Annotated in this window: 20 protein-coding genes; 17 read left to right on the plus strand and 3 right to left on the minus strand. The window is 71.3% G+C overall.

The features are described 5' to 3' along the window. Window positions 1-122 precede the first annotated feature (122 nt). Complete coding sequence (locus BIU95_RS01475) at window positions 123-899, plus strand: ThuA domain-containing protein (RefSeq protein WP_254783238.1); 777 nt, start codon at window positions 123-125, stop codon at window positions 897-899. Continuing rightward, a complete protein-coding gene (locus BIU95_RS01480) occupies window positions 896-2,053 on the plus strand; it encodes a PP2C family protein-serine/threonine phosphatase (RefSeq protein ID WP_017887892.1) in 1,158 nt (385 codons plus the stop codon). Before BIU95_RS01475 ends, BIU95_RS01480 begins: the two co-directional genes overlap by 4 nt. A 42-nt stretch (window positions 2,054-2,095) precedes the next feature. On the opposite strand, the gene BIU95_RS01485 is transcribed toward BIU95_RS01480, so the two are convergent. Beyond that, entirely contained in the window at window positions 2,096-2,539 is a 444-nt protein-coding gene (locus tag BIU95_RS01485; protein WP_017887893.1) for a hypothetical protein, read from the minus strand. Between the two features lie 90 nt (window positions 2,540-2,629). Here BIU95_RS01485 and BIU95_RS01490 point away from each other — a divergent pair, with 90 nt between their 5' ends. From BIU95_RS01490 to BIU95_RS01525, 8 genes are all read left to right on the plus strand, one after another. Then, window positions 2,630-3,280 (plus strand): ScbR family autoregulator-binding transcription factor, encoded by a 651-nt coding sequence (locus BIU95_RS01490; RefSeq protein ID WP_071250027.1) that lies wholly within the window; start codon window positions 2,630-2,632, stop codon window positions 3,278-3,280. 117 nt (window positions 3,281-3,397) lie between these two features. Continuing rightward, window positions 3,398-4,276 (plus strand): aminoglycoside phosphotransferase family protein, encoded by an 879-nt coding sequence (locus BIU95_RS01495; RefSeq protein ID WP_071250028.1) that lies wholly within the window; start codon window positions 3,398-3,400, stop codon window positions 4,274-4,276. Between the two features lie 58 nt (window positions 4,277-4,334). Then, window positions 4,335-4,937, plus strand: coding sequence for a hypothetical protein (locus tag BIU95_RS01500; protein WP_017887896.1), 603 nt, complete (start codon window positions 4,335-4,337; stop codon window positions 4,935-4,937). Next, window positions 4,934-5,638, plus strand: a complete 705-nt coding sequence (locus BIU95_RS01505; RefSeq protein WP_083389172.1) for a DinB family protein — start codon at window positions 4,934-4,936, stop codon at window positions 5,636-5,638. Before BIU95_RS01500 ends, BIU95_RS01505 begins: the two co-directional genes overlap by 4 nt. Before the next feature lie 208 nt (window positions 5,639-5,846). Beyond that, entirely contained in the window at window positions 5,847-6,494 is a 648-nt protein-coding gene (locus BIU95_RS01510) for an ABC transporter permease (protein ID WP_017887898.1), read from the plus strand. Beyond that, window positions 6,481-7,752 carry an ABC transporter ATP-binding protein gene (locus tag BIU95_RS01515; RefSeq protein WP_017887899.1) on the plus strand — a complete coding sequence of 424 codons (1,272 nt, stop codon included), beginning with the start codon at window positions 6,481-6,483 and terminating at the stop codon, window positions 7,750-7,752. The genes BIU95_RS01510 and BIU95_RS01515 overlap by 14 nt, the downstream gene beginning before the upstream one ends. Further along, window positions 7,749-8,513, plus strand: coding sequence for an ABC transporter permease (locus BIU95_RS01520; RefSeq protein ID WP_042537595.1), 765 nt, complete (start codon window positions 7,749-7,751; stop codon window positions 8,511-8,513). The genes BIU95_RS01515 and BIU95_RS01520 overlap by 4 nt, the downstream gene beginning before the upstream one ends. Further along, window positions 8,510-9,535 carry a glycine betaine ABC transporter substrate-binding protein gene (locus BIU95_RS01525; protein ID WP_071250032.1) on the plus strand — a complete coding sequence of 342 codons (1,026 nt, stop codon included), beginning with the start codon at window positions 8,510-8,512 and terminating at the stop codon, window positions 9,533-9,535. Before BIU95_RS01520 ends, BIU95_RS01525 begins: the two co-directional genes overlap by 4 nt. An 81-nt stretch (window positions 9,536-9,616) precedes the next feature. On the opposite strand, the gene BIU95_RS18895 is transcribed toward BIU95_RS01525, so the two are convergent. Further along, on the minus strand, window positions 9,617-10,246 hold the full coding sequence (locus tag BIU95_RS18895) for a TetR/AcrR family transcriptional regulator (RefSeq protein ID WP_071250034.1): 630 nt from the start codon (window positions 10,244-10,246) through the stop codon (window positions 9,617-9,619). 80 nt (window positions 10,247-10,326) lie between these two features. On the opposite strand from BIU95_RS18895, the gene BIU95_RS01535 reads away from it, so the two are divergent. The 6 genes from BIU95_RS01535 to BIU95_RS01560 are packed head-to-tail and all read left to right on the plus strand — an operon-like array spanning window position 10,327 to window position 15,541. After that, the gene (locus BIU95_RS01535) at window positions 10,327-11,055 is read left to right on the plus strand and encodes an ABC transporter ATP-binding protein (protein ID WP_071250036.1); all 729 of its coding nucleotides are present in this window, start codon (window positions 10,327-10,329) and stop codon (window positions 11,053-11,055) included. Beyond that, window positions 11,052-12,329 (plus strand): ABC transporter permease, encoded by a 1,278-nt coding sequence (locus BIU95_RS01540; protein ID WP_017887904.1) that lies wholly within the window; start codon window positions 11,052-11,054, stop codon window positions 12,327-12,329. Before BIU95_RS01535 ends, BIU95_RS01540 begins: the two co-directional genes overlap by 4 nt. Before the next feature lie 27 nt (window positions 12,330-12,356). After that, window positions 12,357-12,884 (plus strand): GNAT family N-acetyltransferase, encoded by a 528-nt coding sequence (locus BIU95_RS01545; protein WP_017887905.1) that lies wholly within the window; start codon window positions 12,357-12,359, stop codon window positions 12,882-12,884. A 54-nt stretch (window positions 12,885-12,938) separates the two neighbouring features. Beyond that, complete coding sequence (locus BIU95_RS01550; protein WP_071250038.1) at window positions 12,939-13,607, plus strand: hypothetical protein; 669 nt, start codon at window positions 12,939-12,941, stop codon at window positions 13,605-13,607. Window positions 13,608-13,646: 39 nt separating this feature from the next. Further along, window positions 13,647-15,092 carry an NAD(P)/FAD-dependent oxidoreductase gene (locus BIU95_RS01555; RefSeq protein WP_071250040.1) on the plus strand — a complete coding sequence of 482 codons (1,446 nt, stop codon included), beginning with the start codon at window positions 13,647-13,649 and terminating at the stop codon, window positions 15,090-15,092. A gap of 5 nt (window positions 15,093-15,097) precedes the next feature. Next, window positions 15,098-15,541, plus strand: a complete 444-nt coding sequence (locus BIU95_RS01560) for an SRPBCC family protein (protein ID WP_071250042.1) — start codon at window positions 15,098-15,100, stop codon at window positions 15,539-15,541. A 135-nt stretch (window positions 15,542-15,676) separates the two neighbouring features. Here BIU95_RS01560 and BIU95_RS01565 read toward each other — a convergent pair whose 3' ends face one another. Then, entirely contained in the window at window positions 15,677-16,495 is an 819-nt protein-coding gene (locus BIU95_RS01565) for a shikimate 5-dehydrogenase (RefSeq protein WP_042537588.1), read from the minus strand. Between the two features lie 103 nt (window positions 16,496-16,598). Here BIU95_RS01565 and BIU95_RS01570 point away from each other — a divergent pair, with 103 nt between their 5' ends. After that, window positions 16,599-17,525, plus strand: coding sequence for an NADP-dependent oxidoreductase (locus BIU95_RS01570; protein WP_031260148.1), 927 nt, complete (start codon window positions 16,599-16,601; stop codon window positions 17,523-17,525). Window positions 17,526-17,580: the final 55 nt, after the last annotated feature.

Here is a 17,580-nt window from a genome sequence, read left to right on the forward strand (position 1 = left end):
CGGCGCGGACGGGGATCGGTACCCCCTGGTACCGCCGTCTGCGCGTTTGTGATCTGAAGCTAGGCGAAACGATCAGAAAACGCCAGTGTCTGCGCAATCCGATCACGGGTAGCGTTGGTCCCATGTCGCCGTCGACCGAGAACCGTCCCCTGAACATCGTCGTCTGGAACGAGAACGTGCACGAGACCCGCGGTGACGCGACGGTCGCCGGGCACTACCCCGACGGCATGCACACCGTGATCGCCGAGGCGCTCCGGCAGTCGCAGCCCGGGGCCGACGTCTCCACCGCCACCCTGCAGGAACCCGACCACGGCATCACCGCCGAACGACTGGCCACCACGGACGTGCTGTTCTGGTGGGGGCACGTCGCCCACGACGAGGTGCGCGACGCCGTCGTCGACCTGGTCGTCGACGCCGTGCACGCCGGCATGGGGCTGGTGGTGCTGCACTCCGGCCACTACTCCAAGCCGTTCAAGCGCCTGATGGGTACGACCTGCTCGCTGAAGTGGCGGAACGACGGCGAGCGTGAACTCGTCTGGACCGTCGCGCCCGAGCACCCGATCGCCGCCGGGGTCCCGCACCCGATCGTCATCGACCGGCAGGAGATGTACGGCGAGTACTTCGACATCCCGCGCCCCGACGAAGAGGTCTTCCTGTCGACCTTCGCGGGCGGCGAGGTCTTCCGCTCCGGCGTCGCGTACCGCCGTGGTCTCGGCCGGGTCTTCTACTTCTCGCCGGGCGACCAGGAGTACCCCGTGTACCACCACCCGGACATCCAGTGCGTGCTGTCGAACGCCGCCGCCTGGGCTGCACCGGTTTCCGAGCGCCGCGCGCTGACCGCCGACCCCCACCCGAGGGACTGGTTCCTGGCGGACGATGCGGGTAGACAGGCCGGGTGACCAACCATCTCGCCGATGCGGACCGCCGCACCGCGGTGATCGAGGCGCTCGCCATCTTGGGATCAGGACCCGAGGAGCGCTTCGACCGCATCACCCGCATGGCCCACGAGGCGTTCGACGTCCCGTTGACCTTCCTCAACCTCGTCCACCACGACCTCGTCACCACCCAGTCGACCTTCGGCTGGCACCAGGGCTCGAGCGTCCCCGCGAGCGAGCAGTTCTGCGCGACGACCGTCCTCTCCCGCGAACCGATGGTGATCCCGGATGCGTCGCTCGACGCCCGCTTCGCCGACACGGCCGCGGTGGCGGAGCACGGCATCCGGTTCTACGCCGGCGCACCACTGACCATGATCGACGGCACCCGGGTGGGCACGCTGTGCCTGATGGACGCGGTGCCGCGCACGTTCTCCCCCGAGGACGTCGCCCTGCTGCGTGACCTCGCCCGGTGGACCGAGCGGGAACTCGGCGTCGCCATCGACCTGGGACGGGTCCGTCGGGTGCTCGACGGGCTGGTGCCGGACCCGGTCGCGGTGCCGGGGTACGCCCTCGACGTCCTGGTCGCCCAGCACGACGGTGGCGGGGGTGACGTCGCCGACTGGCGCCTCGCCCCGGACGACGCCCTGCACGTCACCGTCGGCCGGGTGAGCGCCGCCGGACCGGCGTCCGGCCTGCTCGCCGCGGTGGTCCGCGGCGCCGTGGTGGCGCGGACCGGTGCCGAGGTGCAGGACACGATCGTCGGCCTGGAGGCCCAGGTCACCGCCGACCTGTCGGCCGCGGACGCCGTCGGCTCGCTCTTCCACCTGCGGCTCGACCCGACGTCGGGGCACGTCGACTTCGGCGACGCCGGCCACGGGCTCGCGGTGCTCGTCCCCGCGGACGGGCCCGCTCGGGTGCTGCGCCCGGTCGACCTGCCGCTCGGGTTGCAGCCGGTGTCGATCCCCCGGTCGTCCGGCTCGCTCGACCTGGCACCCGGCGACCGGTTGGCGATCTGCACGCAGGGTGTCCTGACGCTGGACGGGACCCGCCGCCTGGACGACCTCGCCGCGCTGGTGCGGTCCGCTCCGGACGGGGCGGGCGTGATCGAGCGGGTGCGCACGGCGGTCACCGTGGACGCCGAGGTCGACGTCACGCTGGTGGTGCTCACCCGACTCTGAGCGCGGAGCACGTCCGGGCGCCGAGCGTTGCCACGGGGGCGGTCAGGAGCGGAAGCGGTCCTGCCGGGGGCGTGGCGTGCCGGTCAGCGAGACCACGAGCAGGGTGGCGAGCAGGCCGAACCCGGCGAGCTCGATGCCCAGGCCGGCGAGCTGCCAGTAAGCACTGCCGACGGTCTGCGGCTGCGTGATCGACTCCGGCCACCACGACGCGATGAGCGGGAACGAGCCCGGGAACGGGTCGAGGCCGAACACCACCAGGCCGCCGAGCAGCAGCACGACCCCGAGGGCGGCCATGGCCCCACGGGACCGACCGAGCATGTGCACCACCAGGGCCGCTGCCATGCCGGCGAGCCCGACGACGGCGATCAGGAACGCGAGCACCACGATGGTCTGCGGCGCGAGCGCGACCCAGTCGAGCACCGCGATCGGCAGCAGCAGCCACCGGCCCGTCCGTGCCCAGCGCGCAGGGTTCCGCCATCCGTCCATGGCGACCGACCGTAGGGCACGCGGCCGAACGCCTGCCGAATGCGGCCAGGGCTCCCCGGCGATCGCGTGCGCTGACTACGATCGGACCCCATGGCGCAGGACCGACCGACCCGGCAGCAGCGGTCGCTCGCGACCCGCACCGCGATCATCGAGGGCGCGGCCGCGGAGTTCGACGAACGCGGGTACGTCGGAGCCTCGATGGACGGCATCGCCGAACGCATCGGGATGACCAAGGGTGCGCTGTACTTCCACTTCACGTCGAAGGCCGACATGGCGGGGGCCGTCGTCGCCGAGCAGCACGCGATCTCGCGCCGGTACGGCGAGGCCGCGGTGGCGCGGGGCACCACTCCGCTCGAGTCGATCATGTGGCTGTGCCAGGGGCTCGCCGTGCAGATGACCACCGAGGTCGTCGTGAGCGCCGGGGTGCGCCTGTCGACCGACGTGGCGGCGAGCGACGTGGACCGGCGGGACCCGTACACCGACTGGGCCGCGGTGGTCGCCGGGTTCGCGCGGCAGGCCGTCGGCGCGGGAGAGCTCGATCCGCGGTGGGACCCGGAGCTCGTCGGCCGGGTCGTCGTCCGTGCCTACACGGGCGTGCAGACCGTCTCGGACGTGATGACGCGGCGGGCCGACCTGTTCGCGGGCCTGCGGGAACTCTGGACGGTCCTGCTGGACGCGTTCGTCACCGAACGGCTGCGTCCGGAGATCCCGCGACTCGTCGCGCTCATCGCTCCGGAGTGACGCGGGTCCCCCCAGGGAAACACCCACGTCACCTCGCCTCTGAGACTACCGAGAAGCCGGTCGCGCCACCGGCCCCAGTTCGCGGGCATGTGTCCGGCGGCCCACTAGCCTGACGCGGTGCCCACACCCGCTGCCGAGGTCGACGTCGACGTCCCGCTCGTCCGCTCCCTGCTGCGTGACCAGCACCCCGACCTGGCCGGGCTGTCGCTCGAGGTCGTCGCGAACGGGTGGGACAACGTCGTCCTGCGTCTCGGTGACGACCTGGCCGTGCGGGTCCCCCGCCGGCAGCTGGCCGCACGCCTCGTCGAGCACGAACAGCGCTGGCTGCCGGACATCGCCGCCCGGGTCGGGTCGGTCGTCCCGGTGCCGGCTCCGGTGCGGACCGGCCGACCCGCCCTCGGGTACCCGTGGTCGTGGAGCATCGTGCCGTGGCTCCCCGGCACCCCGATCGGCGCACGCGCGGCCGGGGTCCCCGTGGCCGAGGCGCTCGCCGCGTTCGTCGGGCTCCTGCACGTGGCGGCCCTGGCCGGTGCCCCGGCGAACCCGTTCCGTGCGGTGCCGCTCGCGTCGCGGAGCGACGCGGTGCTGGCGCGACTCGATGGCCACGACGTGCACCGGGCCGGCGAGCTGGCCGCGCTCTGGCGGGCCGCAGCCGCGGCGCCGACGCACGCCGGGCCTCCTGTCTGGGTGCACGGCGACCTGCACCCCTTCAACCTGCTCGTCGACTCGTCATCCGCAGGCGTCGACCACCTGTCAGCCGTGATCGACTTCGGGGACGTCACCGCGGGCGATCCCGCCGTCGACCTCGCGACCGCCTGGTTGACGTTCGACCAGCCTGGGCGACGCGTGTTCCGTGCCCGCGTCGCAGCCTCGGACGCCACCTGGCAGCGCGCCCGCGGGTGGGTGGTGGCGCTCGCATCCGCCCTGGCGACCGCCGACGAACGCGCCTTCCGGAGCGTCGCCCGACGGAGCATCGACGCGGTGCTGGACGACTGAGTCTCCCCGGGGCTATCGTGACCGCACCATCCGTGCACAGTCGATCGGAGGGGCCGCCATGACCCTCGAGCTCCGCGTCCAGCACGACGTCGCCACCGACGCCTCCCCCGCCCCCGTCCGACGCGGTCTCCGCGGCCTGGTCGACCGACTCGCGGACCGCCGCGCCACCGCACGCGCGCGACGGGTCGACGACCGGGTGCGCGAACTCGGCGAACTCGTCCACCTGCTCTCCGACGCCCGCGCCGTCGTCGAGCGCGGCTGGGTGCAGCACGCCTGGTTCGCCTACCTCGACGAGCACGGCCACGAGCGGAAGGCCTCCAGCGCCGCCGCGATGGACGTGCAGGGCCGACCGCTCGTCGGCGCGTGCCTGGTCGGTGCGGTCGTGTCCGCAGCCGGTGGGCCGCTCGCGGTGCACGCACCGCGGGTCCAGCACGCGCTCGACGTCGTCTGGCACGCCCTGGCCCGCGACGAGGGCGAGCCCGTGCTGTGGTGCCCCGCGCCGGACATCCGGATGGGGCGCGTGCGCGACCTGACGAGCTGGAACGACGCCCCGGCACGCTCCGGTGCCGAGGTCGCGGGGCTGCTGCTGACGGCCGAACGGGTCGCGGTGCAGGAATCGACACGCCTGCAGGAGCTCCGGGTGGCACGATCGGGGGCATGAGCGACGTCGAAGCGGTCCCCGAGGTGCACCCCGCGAGCACCAGCACGCTGGCGGCCATCGGCAACGCGCTGCTGTCGGACGAGGGGTCCGCGCCGACCCCCGACCAGGCGGCTGCCGACGCCGCGGTGAAGCAGACGCTGCACCGGTACCTGCAGAAGCACCGAGCAGCACTGCTGGCCAAGCTCGACGGGCTGGCGGAGCGACAGGCACGCTGGCCGGTGACGCCGACGGGCACGAACGTCCTCGGGCTGGTGAAGCACGTCGCGGGCGTGCAGGCCGGCTACTTCGGCGAGGTGTTCGGGCGCCCGCTGCCGGACCCGCCCGCGTGGCTCGAGTCGGAGGACGGCGACGACATGTTCGCCCCGCTCGACGAGACGATGGCGGACGTCGTGGCCTTCCACCACCGGAGTGCCGCCCACGCCGACGCGACCATCGAGGCGCTCGACCTCACCGCGACGGGCACCGTGTCGTGGTGGCCTGAGGAGCACCGGCACGTCACGCTGCACCGGATCCTGGTGCACATGGCCTACGAGACCGCGCGGCACGCCGGGCACGCCGACATCGTGCGCGAGATGCTCGACGGCCTGGCCGGCGACGGCGACGGCAACCTGGCCGACAAGACGCCGGACGAATGGGTCCGGTGGCGCGAGCAGCTCGTCGACATCGCGGAGCGTGCCGGGTTGCGTGACCTGAGCGCATAGCCGGGCACCCAGCCCGATCGTTACCGTTCTCCCAGGCTTGCCCTGGTGTTCCCCCTCTGACCAGGGGTTGTCCTCATCGCAACTGCGAGGGAAACTGCCGCCTCGGCAGGGTTGCGTTGTACAACCGGTCCAGGTGCTGCGTAGCTTTGGCCGAGCTCGTGCCCCGATCTGTGGGCAGTTCAGCCGACCGGAAGGGGAGCGCCCACCCGTGTTCCAGTACGTCGTGGAGCGATGGAACCAGATCTGGTTCGCATCGTGGCAGCACTTCTCACTGGTCGTCCAGTGCGTCGTCCTCGCCACGGTCATCGCCGTGGTGCTCGCCACACTCGTCTACCGCAGCCCGCGCTTGACCGCGTTCGCGAACGGGGTGTCGGCCATCGGCCTCACCCTGCCGTCGTTTGCCGTCATCGGCCTGCTCATCGTCCCGCTCGGCTTCGGCGTCCTGCCGTCGGTCGTCACGGTCGTCTTCTTCGCCGCACTGCCGATCCTGCGCAACGCGGTCGTCGGTCTCGCCGAGATCCCGCCCACCGTCGTCGAGTCGGCGCGCGGCGTCGGCATGAGCCGGTTCCGCACCCTGCTGCAGATCGAACTGCCGATGGCGTGGCCGATCATCCTGAGCGGCGTCCGCGTCTCCGCACAGATGGTGATGGGCATCGCCGCCATCGCCGCCTACGCGCTCGGCCCCGGACTCGGCGGCTTCATCTTCTCCGGGCTGTCCCGCCTCGGCGGCGCCAACGCCCTGTCCTCCGTCGTGGTCGGGGTGGTCGGCGTCGTCCTGCTCGCCCTCGTCCTCGACCTGCTCCTCATCGGCCTCGGCCGCCTGACCATCTCGAGAGGTATCCGTGTCCAGCACTGACTCCGCCACCACCACCGCGCCCGACGGGGACGTCACCGGGCGCAGCATCCTGCTCGACGAGGTCACCAAGCGGTACCCCGGGCAGTCGAAGCCCGCCGTCGACGGCATCACGCTCGAGATCCCGGCTGGCAAGATCGTCATGCTCGTCGGCCCGTCCGGCTGCGGCAAGACGACGACGCTGAAGATGATCAACCGCCTGATCGAGCCCACCCAGGGCCGGATCGTCGTCGGCGACGACGACGTCACGGGCATCGACGGCGACGAGCTCCGCCGCCGCATGGGCTACGTGATCCAGGCCGGCGGCCTCTTCCCGCACATGACCGTCGCGGCGAACATCGCGATCGTGCCGAAGATGCTCGGCTGGTCGAAGGAGAAGATCGCGGCGCGCGTCGACGAGCTGCTCGACCTGGTCTCGCTCGACCCCGACACCTACCGGGACCGGTTCCCCCGCGAACTCTCCGGCGGCCAGCAGCAGCGCGTCGGCGTGGCCCGTGCGCTCGCCGCGGACCCGCCCGTCCTGCTCATGGACGAGCCGTTCGGTGCCGTCGACCCGATCACCCGCCAGCGCCTGCAGGACGAGCTCCTGCGCATCCAGGAGGAACTGCACAAGACGATCGTCATCGTCACGCACGACTTCGACGAGGCCGTGAAGCTCGGCGACTGGATCGTCATCTTCACCGAGGGTGCGCACATCGTGCAGTACGACACCCCGGAGCGGATCCTGGCGGAGCCGGCGAACGAGTTCGTCGAGAACTTCATCGGCTCCGGCGCCGGTCTGAAGCAGCTCACGCTGAACCGCGTGCGCGACGTCGAGGTCGAGTCGGCCGTGACGTGCTCGCCCGGCGAAGAGGTCAAGGCCGTGCTGCAGCGGATGAACGAGGCCGGTGGGCACCAGCACGCCGTCGTCGTCGACCACCGCCAGCGGCCGATCGGGTGGCCGTCGCGCCGCCAGCTCGAGCGCCTCGACCGCATCCCCGACGGCGTCGAGCCCGGCCTGCCCGTCGTGGGCGAGGCCGCGACCCTCAACGACGCGCTCGACACCATGCTCGTCTCGAGCGCGGGTGCCGCACTGGTCACCGGTCGTCGCGACGCGTTCCGCGGGGTCATCACCGTCGAGACCGTGATGGAGGCGATCACCCGCTCCCGCGCGACCGCCGCCGGCGACCAGGCCTACACGCCCGTCGGCACGAACACGAACCCGATCGAGACCATGCCGTCGTCGCCGGTGTCGGCGATGCCCACCGGAGAAGACCTGTGAGCGCAGTCGCCGTCGCCGGTCCCGCCACCGGTGCGAGCACCTCGTGGAAGGGCCTGCTGTTCCAGCCGATCGCGATCCTGGTCGTCCTGGCCGGCTTCGCGGTGTGGCTCGCGACGGCTGACCTGACCCCGACCGAGCGCACGACGCTCAACCCGGCGGACATCCTCTCGCTGACCGGCCAGCACCTCGTCCTGACCCTGCAGTCGACGGTGCTCGTGCTCGTGATCGGGATCCCGCTGGGCGTCCTGCTCACCCGCGGTGCGCTGCGCCGGGCGAGCCCGTACGTGCTCGCCGTCGCGAACTTCGGGCAGGCTGCACCGGCCGTCGGCCTCATCGTGCTGCTCGCCGCCTGGCTCGGCCTGAACACGCGGTCGGCCGTCATCGCGCTCGTCCTCTACGCGATCCTGCCGGTGCTCCGGAACACCATGATCGGCGTGCAGAGCGTCGACGCCCGACTGGTCGAGGCCGGTCGCGGCATGGGCATGAGCGCCTTCAGCGTGCTGATGCGCGTCGAACTGCCGCTCGCGGTGCCGGTCATGCTCTCCGGCATCCGGACCGCGCTCGTGCTGCTCGTCGGCACGGCGAGCCTGGCCACCTTCGTCGGTGCGGGCGGACTCGGTCTGCTCATCACCACGGGCGTGACCCTGTTCCTGCCGAAGGTGCTCGTCTCGGGTGCCCTGCTGGTCGCCCTGCTCGCCCTCTCCATCGACTGGCTCGGCCGCGTGGTCGAGACGGTCGCACGACCGAAGGGACTCCGATGACCCGCAGCACCCGCAGCACCCGCCGCACCCGCACCCGGGTCGGAGCCGCCGCGTTCGTCGCCGGTGCCACCGCCCTCGTCCTGACCGGCTGCGGCCTGCAGCCCGCCACCTCGTTCGTGCCCGAGGCCGGTGCCGGTTCCATCCAGCGCATCGACGACCTGCCGGCCGGCGCCCACATCACCGTGACGTCGAAGAACTTCACCGAGCAGCTCGTGCTCGGCAAGATCGCCGTGCTCGCCGCCAAGGCCGCCGGGTTCGACGTCACCGACGAGACGAACGTGCCCGGCAGTGTCGCGGTCCGTGAGCTGATGACCTCGCACGCGGCCGACTTCACGTACGAGTACACGGGCACCGCCTGGCTGACCTTCATGGGCCACGCGAAGGGGATCCCGGACAAGACCGAGCAGTGGACGGCGGTGAAGAAGGAGGACGCCGGCAACGGGCTGACCTGGCTCAACCCGGCGCCGATGAACAACACCTACGCCTTCGCCGTCCGTGACGAAGCGGTCAAGGAGCTCGGGAACGTCAAGACGCTCTCCGACATCACGAAGCTGCCGGTCGACCAGCGCACGTTCTGCGTCGAGTCGGAGTTCAACTCGCGTGCCGACGGCTTCAAGCCGATGCTCAAGAAGTACGGCTTGGAGCTCGGTGGCTCGGGGGCGAACGGCGTGCCGAGCAGCAACGTCAGCATCCTCGACACCGGCACGGTCTACACGGCCACCGACCGCGGCAAGTGCAACTTCGGTGAGGTGTTCACCACCGACGGCCGCATCAAGTCGCTCGGTCTGACGGTGCTCGAGGACGACAAGGGCTTCTTCCCGGCGTACAACGTCGCGCCCGTCATCGACTCGAAGACGCTCAAGGAGTACCCGCAGCTCGAGGGGATCTACGACCAGATCTCGCCGAAGCTCACCGACGCGGTGCTGCAGGAGCTGAACCGTCAGGTCGACGTCGAGGGGCGCGAGCCGGCCGATGTCGCCTTCGACTGGATGGTGAAGGAGGGCTTCATCACGAAGCCCTGACCGTTCTCGACGCATCCACGTCACGGACGGGAGGCACGGTGCCAGCTGGCCCCGTGCCTCCCCTGCGTTCGTGGTCGCGTCTCAGGCCCCGGCGATGCGCGCCGCCGTGTCGCGGATCGACGCGACCACCGCCGCCCGCACCTGTTCCGGGTCGGAGCCCTCGCGCCGAGCGGCACTGCGCAAGCCCGTCATGCACATGCCGAGGAGCATCTCGGCCGCCTGCGGGGTCGCGGCGTCCGGCCCCCAGGCCGGGTCGCGTTCGAGGATCGTGCGCACCGCGCCGGTCATCGCCTCGGCGACCGTGGTCATCCGCGCGACCTGCCGACGCATCAACTGCGGGAACCGCACGATGACGGCCTTGCGCTCGAGCCGCTCGTGCTCGTCGCCGAACGACGACCCGAACACCAGGAACGCCAGGTCGACGACCGCCTGCGCTGCCGGCTCCCCCGAGACGGCTGCCAGGTGTGCCTGGAGGGTGGCGGGTTCGAGGTCGAGTTCGGTGTGCCCGAGGACCGCGTCCTCCTTGCTCTCGAAGTAGTTGAAGAACGTCCGCGGGGACACGTCGGCGCGGGCGGCGACCTGCTCGATCGTGGTGCCGTCGACGCCCTGCTCGAGCGCCAGGGACCGAGCGGCCTCGGCGATGCGGTTGCGGGTCTCGATGCGCTTGCGGTCACGGAGACCGAGTTCTGACGGCGTCGCGGAGTCGGTCATGGCCCGACTGTAACCGGAACGTCACATGATCTACAGCAAACGCAAACTTGCAGTCGTGCACCGGACACTACGGTGAACCCATGACCACTCCCGTGCTCGAGGCCCGTGACCTCGCCAGGACCTACGGCCGCGGCGCGACGCGGTTCGACGCGCTCAAGGGGGTGTCGCTGGCGGTGCACCAGGGCGAGAGCCTGGCGATCGTCGGCAAGTCCGGCTCCGGCAAGTCGACGCTGATGCACCTGCTCGCACTGCTCGACAAGCCGTCGGCCGGACAGGTGCTGCTCGACGGCACCGACGCCGCGACGCTCGGTGCCCGCCAGGTCAACCGCACCCGGAACAGCACGTTCGGGTTCGTGTTCCAGCAGTTCTTCCTGACGCCGAAGACCTCGGTGCTCGACAACGTCGTGCTCCCGCTCAAGATCGCCGGCGTCTCCGCGGCCGAGCGGAAGCGACGGGGCATGGCGGCGCTCGACGCTCTCGGGCTGGCCGACAAGGCGAAGAACGACGCCAACGACCTGTCCGGCGGCCAGAAGCAGCGCGTGGTCATCGCCCGCGCGCTGGTCGGTGAGCCGAGCGTGATCTTCGCCGACGAGCCCACCGGCAACCTCGACACGAACACCGGACAGGTGGTCGAGGACATGCTGTTCGGGCTGCAGCGCGAGCGGGGGATCACGCTCGTCGTGGTCACGCACGACGAAGAACTCGCCGCGCGCTGCGACCGCAGCGTGAACGTCCGCGACGGCCTGATCGTCGGCGGACCCGACGACGCGGTCGACGCGTCCGCCACGCACGGAAGGCACTCCGCATGAACTTCCTCGACCTCCTGCGCACCGCGGTCTCGAACACCTTCCGCTCGAAGCTGCGCACGACCCTGACCGTCATCGCGATCTTCATCGGCGCCTTCACGATCACGCTCACCTCGGCGATCGGCACGGGCGTCAGCAACTACATCGACACCCAGGTCTCGTCGATCGGCGACACCGGTTCCCTGACCATCACGAAGGCGGTCGACACCAGCTCGACCGACAGCGGCCCGGCGAAGTACGATCCCGAGGCCTCTGGTCAGAGCGTCGACCGTGGCCCGGCGTCGTTCTCGTACCTGTCGCAGTCCGACGTCGACGCGATCGAGAAGACCGACGGCATCAAGAGCCTCCGCCCCGCGGTCGCTCTCGCGCCGAAGTACGCCGAGTACGGCGACCACGGCAAGTACGTCGTCTCGCTCACGGCCAACGCCGGCGAGCTCGACGCCGACCTGGCGAGCGGCAAGCAGCTCGACGACCAGACCGACGCCAACCAGGTGATGCTGCCGACCGACTACCTGAAGAACATGGGCCTCGGCAGCGCCTCCGCCGCCGTCGGCAAGGAACTCACGATCGCCGTCGACGACTACCAGGGCAAGGCGCACACGCTCACCGCCACGGTCGTGGGCGTGCAGAACGAGTCGCTGTTCGGCAGTGGGGCCGGGGCGAACGCCGCGCTGACCGACGCCATGCAGGCCGCGCAGGAGATCGGCAAGCCCGACTCGATCGCGACCTCCTACGCCAGCGCCACCGCGACGCTCGATCCGGGCGCCTCCGTCACCACGGTCAAGAAGTCCCTGGCCGACGACGGGTTCCTCGGCCAGACCATCCAGGACCAGCTCGGTCAGTTCCAGACCGTCATCAGCGGCATCGTCGGGGTCCTGAACGCCTTCGCCGTGATCGCGCTCATCGCCGCCGGCTTCGGCATCATCAACACCCTGCTCATGAGCGTGCAGGAGCGCACCCGCGAGATCGGCCTGATGAAGGCGATGGGCATGGGCGGCGGCAAGGTCTACACGCTGTTCTCGCTCGAGGCGGTCTTCATCGGGTTCCTCGGCAGCGCCATCGGCGCCGGGGTCGCGATCGCGCTCGGCACCGGGATCTCGAACGTCCTGGCCGGCACGCTCCTCAAGGACCTGCCGGGGCTGCAGATCATGCAGTTCGCGCCCGGGTCCGTCGCCACGATCATCCTCGTCGTGATGTTCATCGCGTTCCTGGCGGGCACCCTGCCGGCACGACGAGCCGCACGGCAGAACCCGATCGAGGCGCTCCGGTACGAGTGACAGGCAGGGCTGCCTAGTGTCGGAGCGGTGACGACGTTCGGACGCGACCTCGGTGACGGCTCCACGCTGACGCTGCGCGACCTGACGACGGTCGACCAGGTGCTCGCACTCGTGCACGCCAACACCGATCGTCTGCGGGCCGCCGAGCCCTGGGCGTGGGACCCGCAGACACGCGAGGCCATCGCCCTGCACACCGAGCGGCTGCTCGGGCAGTACGCGATGGACCGCTCGCTCCCCTGCGTCATCCGCCACGACGACCGCGTGGTCGGGGTGGCCTCGCTGACGTTCGACCCGTACCTGGGGCAGGCATCGCTCGGCTACTGGGTGGACGCCGGACAGGAGGGCCGTGGTGTCGCCCGGCGGGCCGCCACCGTGCTGATCGGGGTCGCCCGGGCCCGCGGCGTGGCCCGGGTGGAGATCCGGACGGCGGTCGACAACGTGCGGAGCCGGCGGCTCGCCGAGCGGCTCGGCTTCACCCACGAGGGCACCCTGCGTGGCGCCTTGCCGCTCGGCCCCGAGCGGGTCGACGTCGCCGTCTACGGCCTGCTCCTCTGACGTCCGCCGCCCTCGTGCAGACGGACCGACACCGGTCGCCGGTATCGTCGGAGCATGGCCTTGTTCGGACGACGCAACCACGACGTGCGCGATCGACCCATCAGCCAGGTCGAACTGAAGCGTGCGGTCGACGAGGGCTTCCTCATCGCGAAGGCCGCCGTCACCATCGCGGTGGCCAACCGCATCATCACGAACGCCTTGCGTGACCAGGGGTACTTCGACCACGCACTCATCGCCGAGGCCACGCGCGAGGAACTCCACCGCATGGCCGAGGAACAACGGGGTGACGCCGCACGGATGCGCGACATCCGTTCCACCTCGAGCAAGCAGAAGGGCCGTTCCCGCCACCAGCACGACTACCGGCGCGGCGACGACCTGAAGCTCCGGATGCGCGAGGCCACGTACGAGCAGCTCGCCGCCATGCTCGACAAACGCCGCGACGACCAGCACTTCGTCGACGGGATCGTCCTCGCAGCGCGGGCCCGTGCCTGGGACGACATCGGCACCACCGTCGTCGGACGCCTCGGCTGGGCACAGCGCCCGGCGGACGACTACGAGATCGGCCGCGACGACCGGTTGCAGCAGATGCTCGACGAGGACTTCGCCGAGTTGCTCGCCGAGCACCCCGTCGGGTCGACCCCGGTCGACGCCGACGAACCGGACGACGCCGACGGTGACCAGGATGAGTCCGACCCGGCCGACCCCGACACCTTGCGCACCTGACCGACACCACACGCAGTCACGAGTCCCTAGGCTCGGGGCATGGTGGATGCGGTGGTCGTCGGAGCGGGACCGAACGGACTCGCGGCGGCGGTGACCCTGGCCCGCGCCGGCCTGTCGGTCGAGGTCGTCGAACGGAACGACACGATCGGAGGCGGTGCCCGCACGGCTGAGCTCACCCTGCCCGGGTTCCTGCACGACGTCTGCTCCGCCGTGCACCCGATGGCCCTGCAGTCCGAGTTCTTCCGGCGCTTCCGCATGGAGGACCGCATCGAGCTCCGCCTGCCCGAGGTGCAGTACGGCCACCCGCTCGACCACGGTCGCGCCGGCATCGCGTACCAGGACCTCGACCGCACCGCCGCTGAACTCGGGGTGGACGGACCGGCCTTCCGGCAGCTGATGGCGCCGCTGGCGGAGAACGCCGACCAGGTCGCGGACTTCGCGACCGACGCGCTGCTGCACGTGCCGCGGCACCCCCTGACCGTCCTGCGGTTCGGGCTGCGGGCGCTCGAGCAGGGCACCGCCGCGTGGAACCTGCGCTTCCGCGGCGAGGCTGCCCCGGCGATGGTGTCCGGCGTCGCGGCGCACTCGATCCAGCACCTGCCGTCCCTGTCCACCGCGGCGGCGGCACTGTCGCTCGGCTCGTACGCGCACGCCCGCGGCTGGCCGGTGCCGATCGGCGGCAGCCAGGCGATCGTCGACGCGCTCGCCGCCGACCTCGTCGCGCACGGCGGTCGCATCGTCACCGGACACGAGGTCCGGTCGCTCGGTGACCTCACCCCGGCGAAGGTGGTGCTGTTCGACACGAGCGTGCCCGGCATGCTCCGGATCGCGGGCAAGCAGATCCCGACCCCGAAGCGCGGTGCACTGCGACGCTTCCGGTTCGGCAACGCGGCGGCGAAGGTCGACTTCGCGCTGTCCGACCCGGTGCCGTGGACCAACGAGTCGCTGCGGAAGGCGGGGACCGTGCACATCGGTGGCACCCGGCAGGAGATCGCGGCCGCCGAACGTGCCGTCGCGAACGGGCAGCACGCCGAGCGTCCGTACGTGCTCGGCGCGGAGCCCACGGTGGTGGACCCCACGCGCGCCCCGAAGGGCAAGCACGTCTTCTGGGCCTACGCGCACGTCCCCGCGGGCTCGGACGTCGACCCGACCGAGGCCGTCACCCGTCAGATCGAGCGCTTCGCGCCGGGGTTCCGCGACACGATCCTGTCGTCGAGCTCCCGCACCGCCGTGCAGATGGGCGAGTACAACCCGAACTACGTCGGTGGCGACATCGCCGCCGGTGCCGCGAGCTTCTGGCAGCTCGTCAAGCGCCCCGTCCTGTCGAGCGACCCGTGGCGGATGGGCGGCGGCATGTACCTGTGCTCCGAGTCCGCGGCACCCGGCCCCGGCGTGCACGGCATGGCCGGCTGGCACGCGGCGAAGAGCGCGCTCCGGCACACCTTCGGACTGCCGGAGGACGTCGACCTCACCCCGGAAGGCTGAACACCATGGCGAAGAACGTCCGCATCCTGCACTGCCGTCCCGAAGCCGTCTTCGACGTGCTCGGCGACGGGTGGCTCTACACGACCTGGGTGGTCGGGGCGTCGCGTATGCGCAAGGAGGAATCCGGGTGGCCGCAGGTCGGCACGCGGCTGCACCACTCGTTCGGCGCCTGGCCGATCGTCATCGACGACGTCACGACGTCGCTGGTCTGGGAGCCGCCACACCGCATGGTCATCCAGCCCAAGGGCTGGCCCATCGGCGAGGCCCGCGTCGAGCTCACGGTCGAACCGCACCGGCACGGCAGCAAGGTCACGATCACCGAGAACGCGGTGGCCGGGCCGGGGTCGCACGTGCCGGACTTCCTCATGCAGCCGCTCATCTGGATCCGCAACCGCGAGACGCTCCGCCGCCTCGAGTGGGTGGCCGTCGGGCGCGCGGCGAACGCCTGAGACGTCCCCACGAACGGACGGGAGGCCCGTGGCGGCGCCGCCACGTCCCTCCCGTCACGGCCGTCGTGCCGCTGGCGCGTCACGCCGGAACCGGCGGGTGGGGCCCACCTCCCGTCCGCCCTGTGGGTGCGTCGACTACTCGGCGCGCGAGAACTCGCTGGCCCGCGCCACCTGGTCGTCGGTCAGGGCGACGCCCGTGTACCGCTCGAACTGACGGGCTGCCTGCAGGGCGATGACCTCGGCGCCGGTGATGACGTGCTTGCCGGCGTCGCGGCCCGCCCGCACGAGCGGGGTCTCCGACGGGAACGCGACGACGTCGAAGACGGTGTGGGCAGCCTCGATCCGCTCCGGCGCGAAGGCGAGTGCGTCCTGCTGGTCGCCGCGCATGCCGAGCGGGGTGACGTTGACGACCAGGTCGGTCTCCCCCGCCTCACGCTCGTCGGCGACCCACTCGTAGCCGTACTGCGTCGCCAGGGCCGGGCCGGTCTGCTCGTTGCGGGCGACGACCGTCAACCGGTCGAAGCCGGCGCCTCGGAACGCCGCCGTGACGGCCTTGGCCATGCCGCCGGAGCCGCGGAGCAGCACACGCGAAGCCGGGTCGACCCGGTGCGACCCGAGCAGTGCGGCGATCGCCTCGTAGTCGGTGTTCGACGCGGTGAGCACGCCGTCGTCGTTCACGACCGTGTTGACCGACTGGATCGCGGCGGCGGAGTCCTCGATGTGGTCGACGAGCGGGATGATCGCCTCCTTGAAGGGCATCGACACCGAGCAGCCGCGGATGCCGAGCGCGCGGATGCCGGCGACGGCGCCGGGCAGATCCGTCGTGGTGAAGGCCTTGTACAGGAACTCGAGACCGAGCTCGTCGTACAGGAAGTTGTGGAAACGGGTGCCGATGTTGCTCGGTCGCGCGGCCAGCGACATGCAGACCTGCATGTCCTTGTTCAGGATGGGCATGCTCTCAGTCTCGCACTGTCGCACGCTCACACTCTCCTGCTCTTGCAAGGATGGAGCGGTCCAAGCAGGCCGGGTGCGGCGCTCCGGGGTACCGTCGGTCCCGATGACTGAGATCCCGGAGACCATGCGCGCTGTCCGCTTCGACGAGTGGGGTGACCGATCGGTCCTGCACGTCGCCGAGGTGCCCGTGCCCGACGTGACCGCCGGGCGGGTGCTCGTCCGCGTGCGCGCTGCCGGGATCAACCCCGGTGAGTCGGCGATCCGCCAGGGCGCGTTCGGCGGCGACCTGCCGTCCGGGCAGGGCACCGACTTCGCCGGCATCGTCGTCGCCGTCGGAGCCGAGGTCGACGGCGTCGACGAGGGCGAAGAGGTCATCGGCTGGTCGTGGGACCGCGCGAGCCAGGCCGAGTACGTCTCGGTGCCGGCCGTGCAGGTCGTCCAGAAGCCACGCCTGCTCGACTGGACAGTGGCGGGTGGCCTCGACGTCATCGCGACCACCGCGGCGGCGGCCGTCCGCGCGGTCGACCCGCGTGCCGGTGAGACCGTCGTGGTGTCCGGTGCCGCGGGCGGGGTCGGCGGCTTCGTCACCCAGCTGCTCGCGAACGAGGGCATCGACGTCATCGCCGTCGCGTCCGAGGTGAACCACGAGTGGCTCCGCTCCAAGCGCGCACGACCCGTCGCGTACGGCGACGGCCTGCAGGAGCGCATCACCGAACTCGCGACGAACGGTGTCGACGCCGTGATCGACACCCACGGCGCCGAGTACGTCCGGCTCGGCATCGCGCTCGGGGTGCCGGTCGACCGCATCGAGACGATCATCGCGTTCGACGAGGCCGCCGAGGTCGGGGCGAAGACCTCGGGCAGTGCGGACACGGCCGATCCGGAGATCCTCGGCGCGCTCGCACTCGAGGTCGCGAACGGCGCGATCGAGGTGCCCGTCGCCGCGACCTACCCGCTCGACCGCGTGCAGGACGCCTTCGAGGAGCTCGAGCACGGCCACACGCGCGGCAAGATCGTCCTCATCCCCTGACCCCTCGACCACGCGGGTCCGGGGGTTTCCCCCACCACGCTCGGGGTGCGTCCCG

Source organism: Curtobacterium sp. MCBA15_007, assembly GCF_001864905.1.
Lineage (GTDB): Bacteria > Actinomycetota > Actinomycetes > Actinomycetales > Microbacteriaceae > Curtobacterium > Curtobacterium poinsettiae.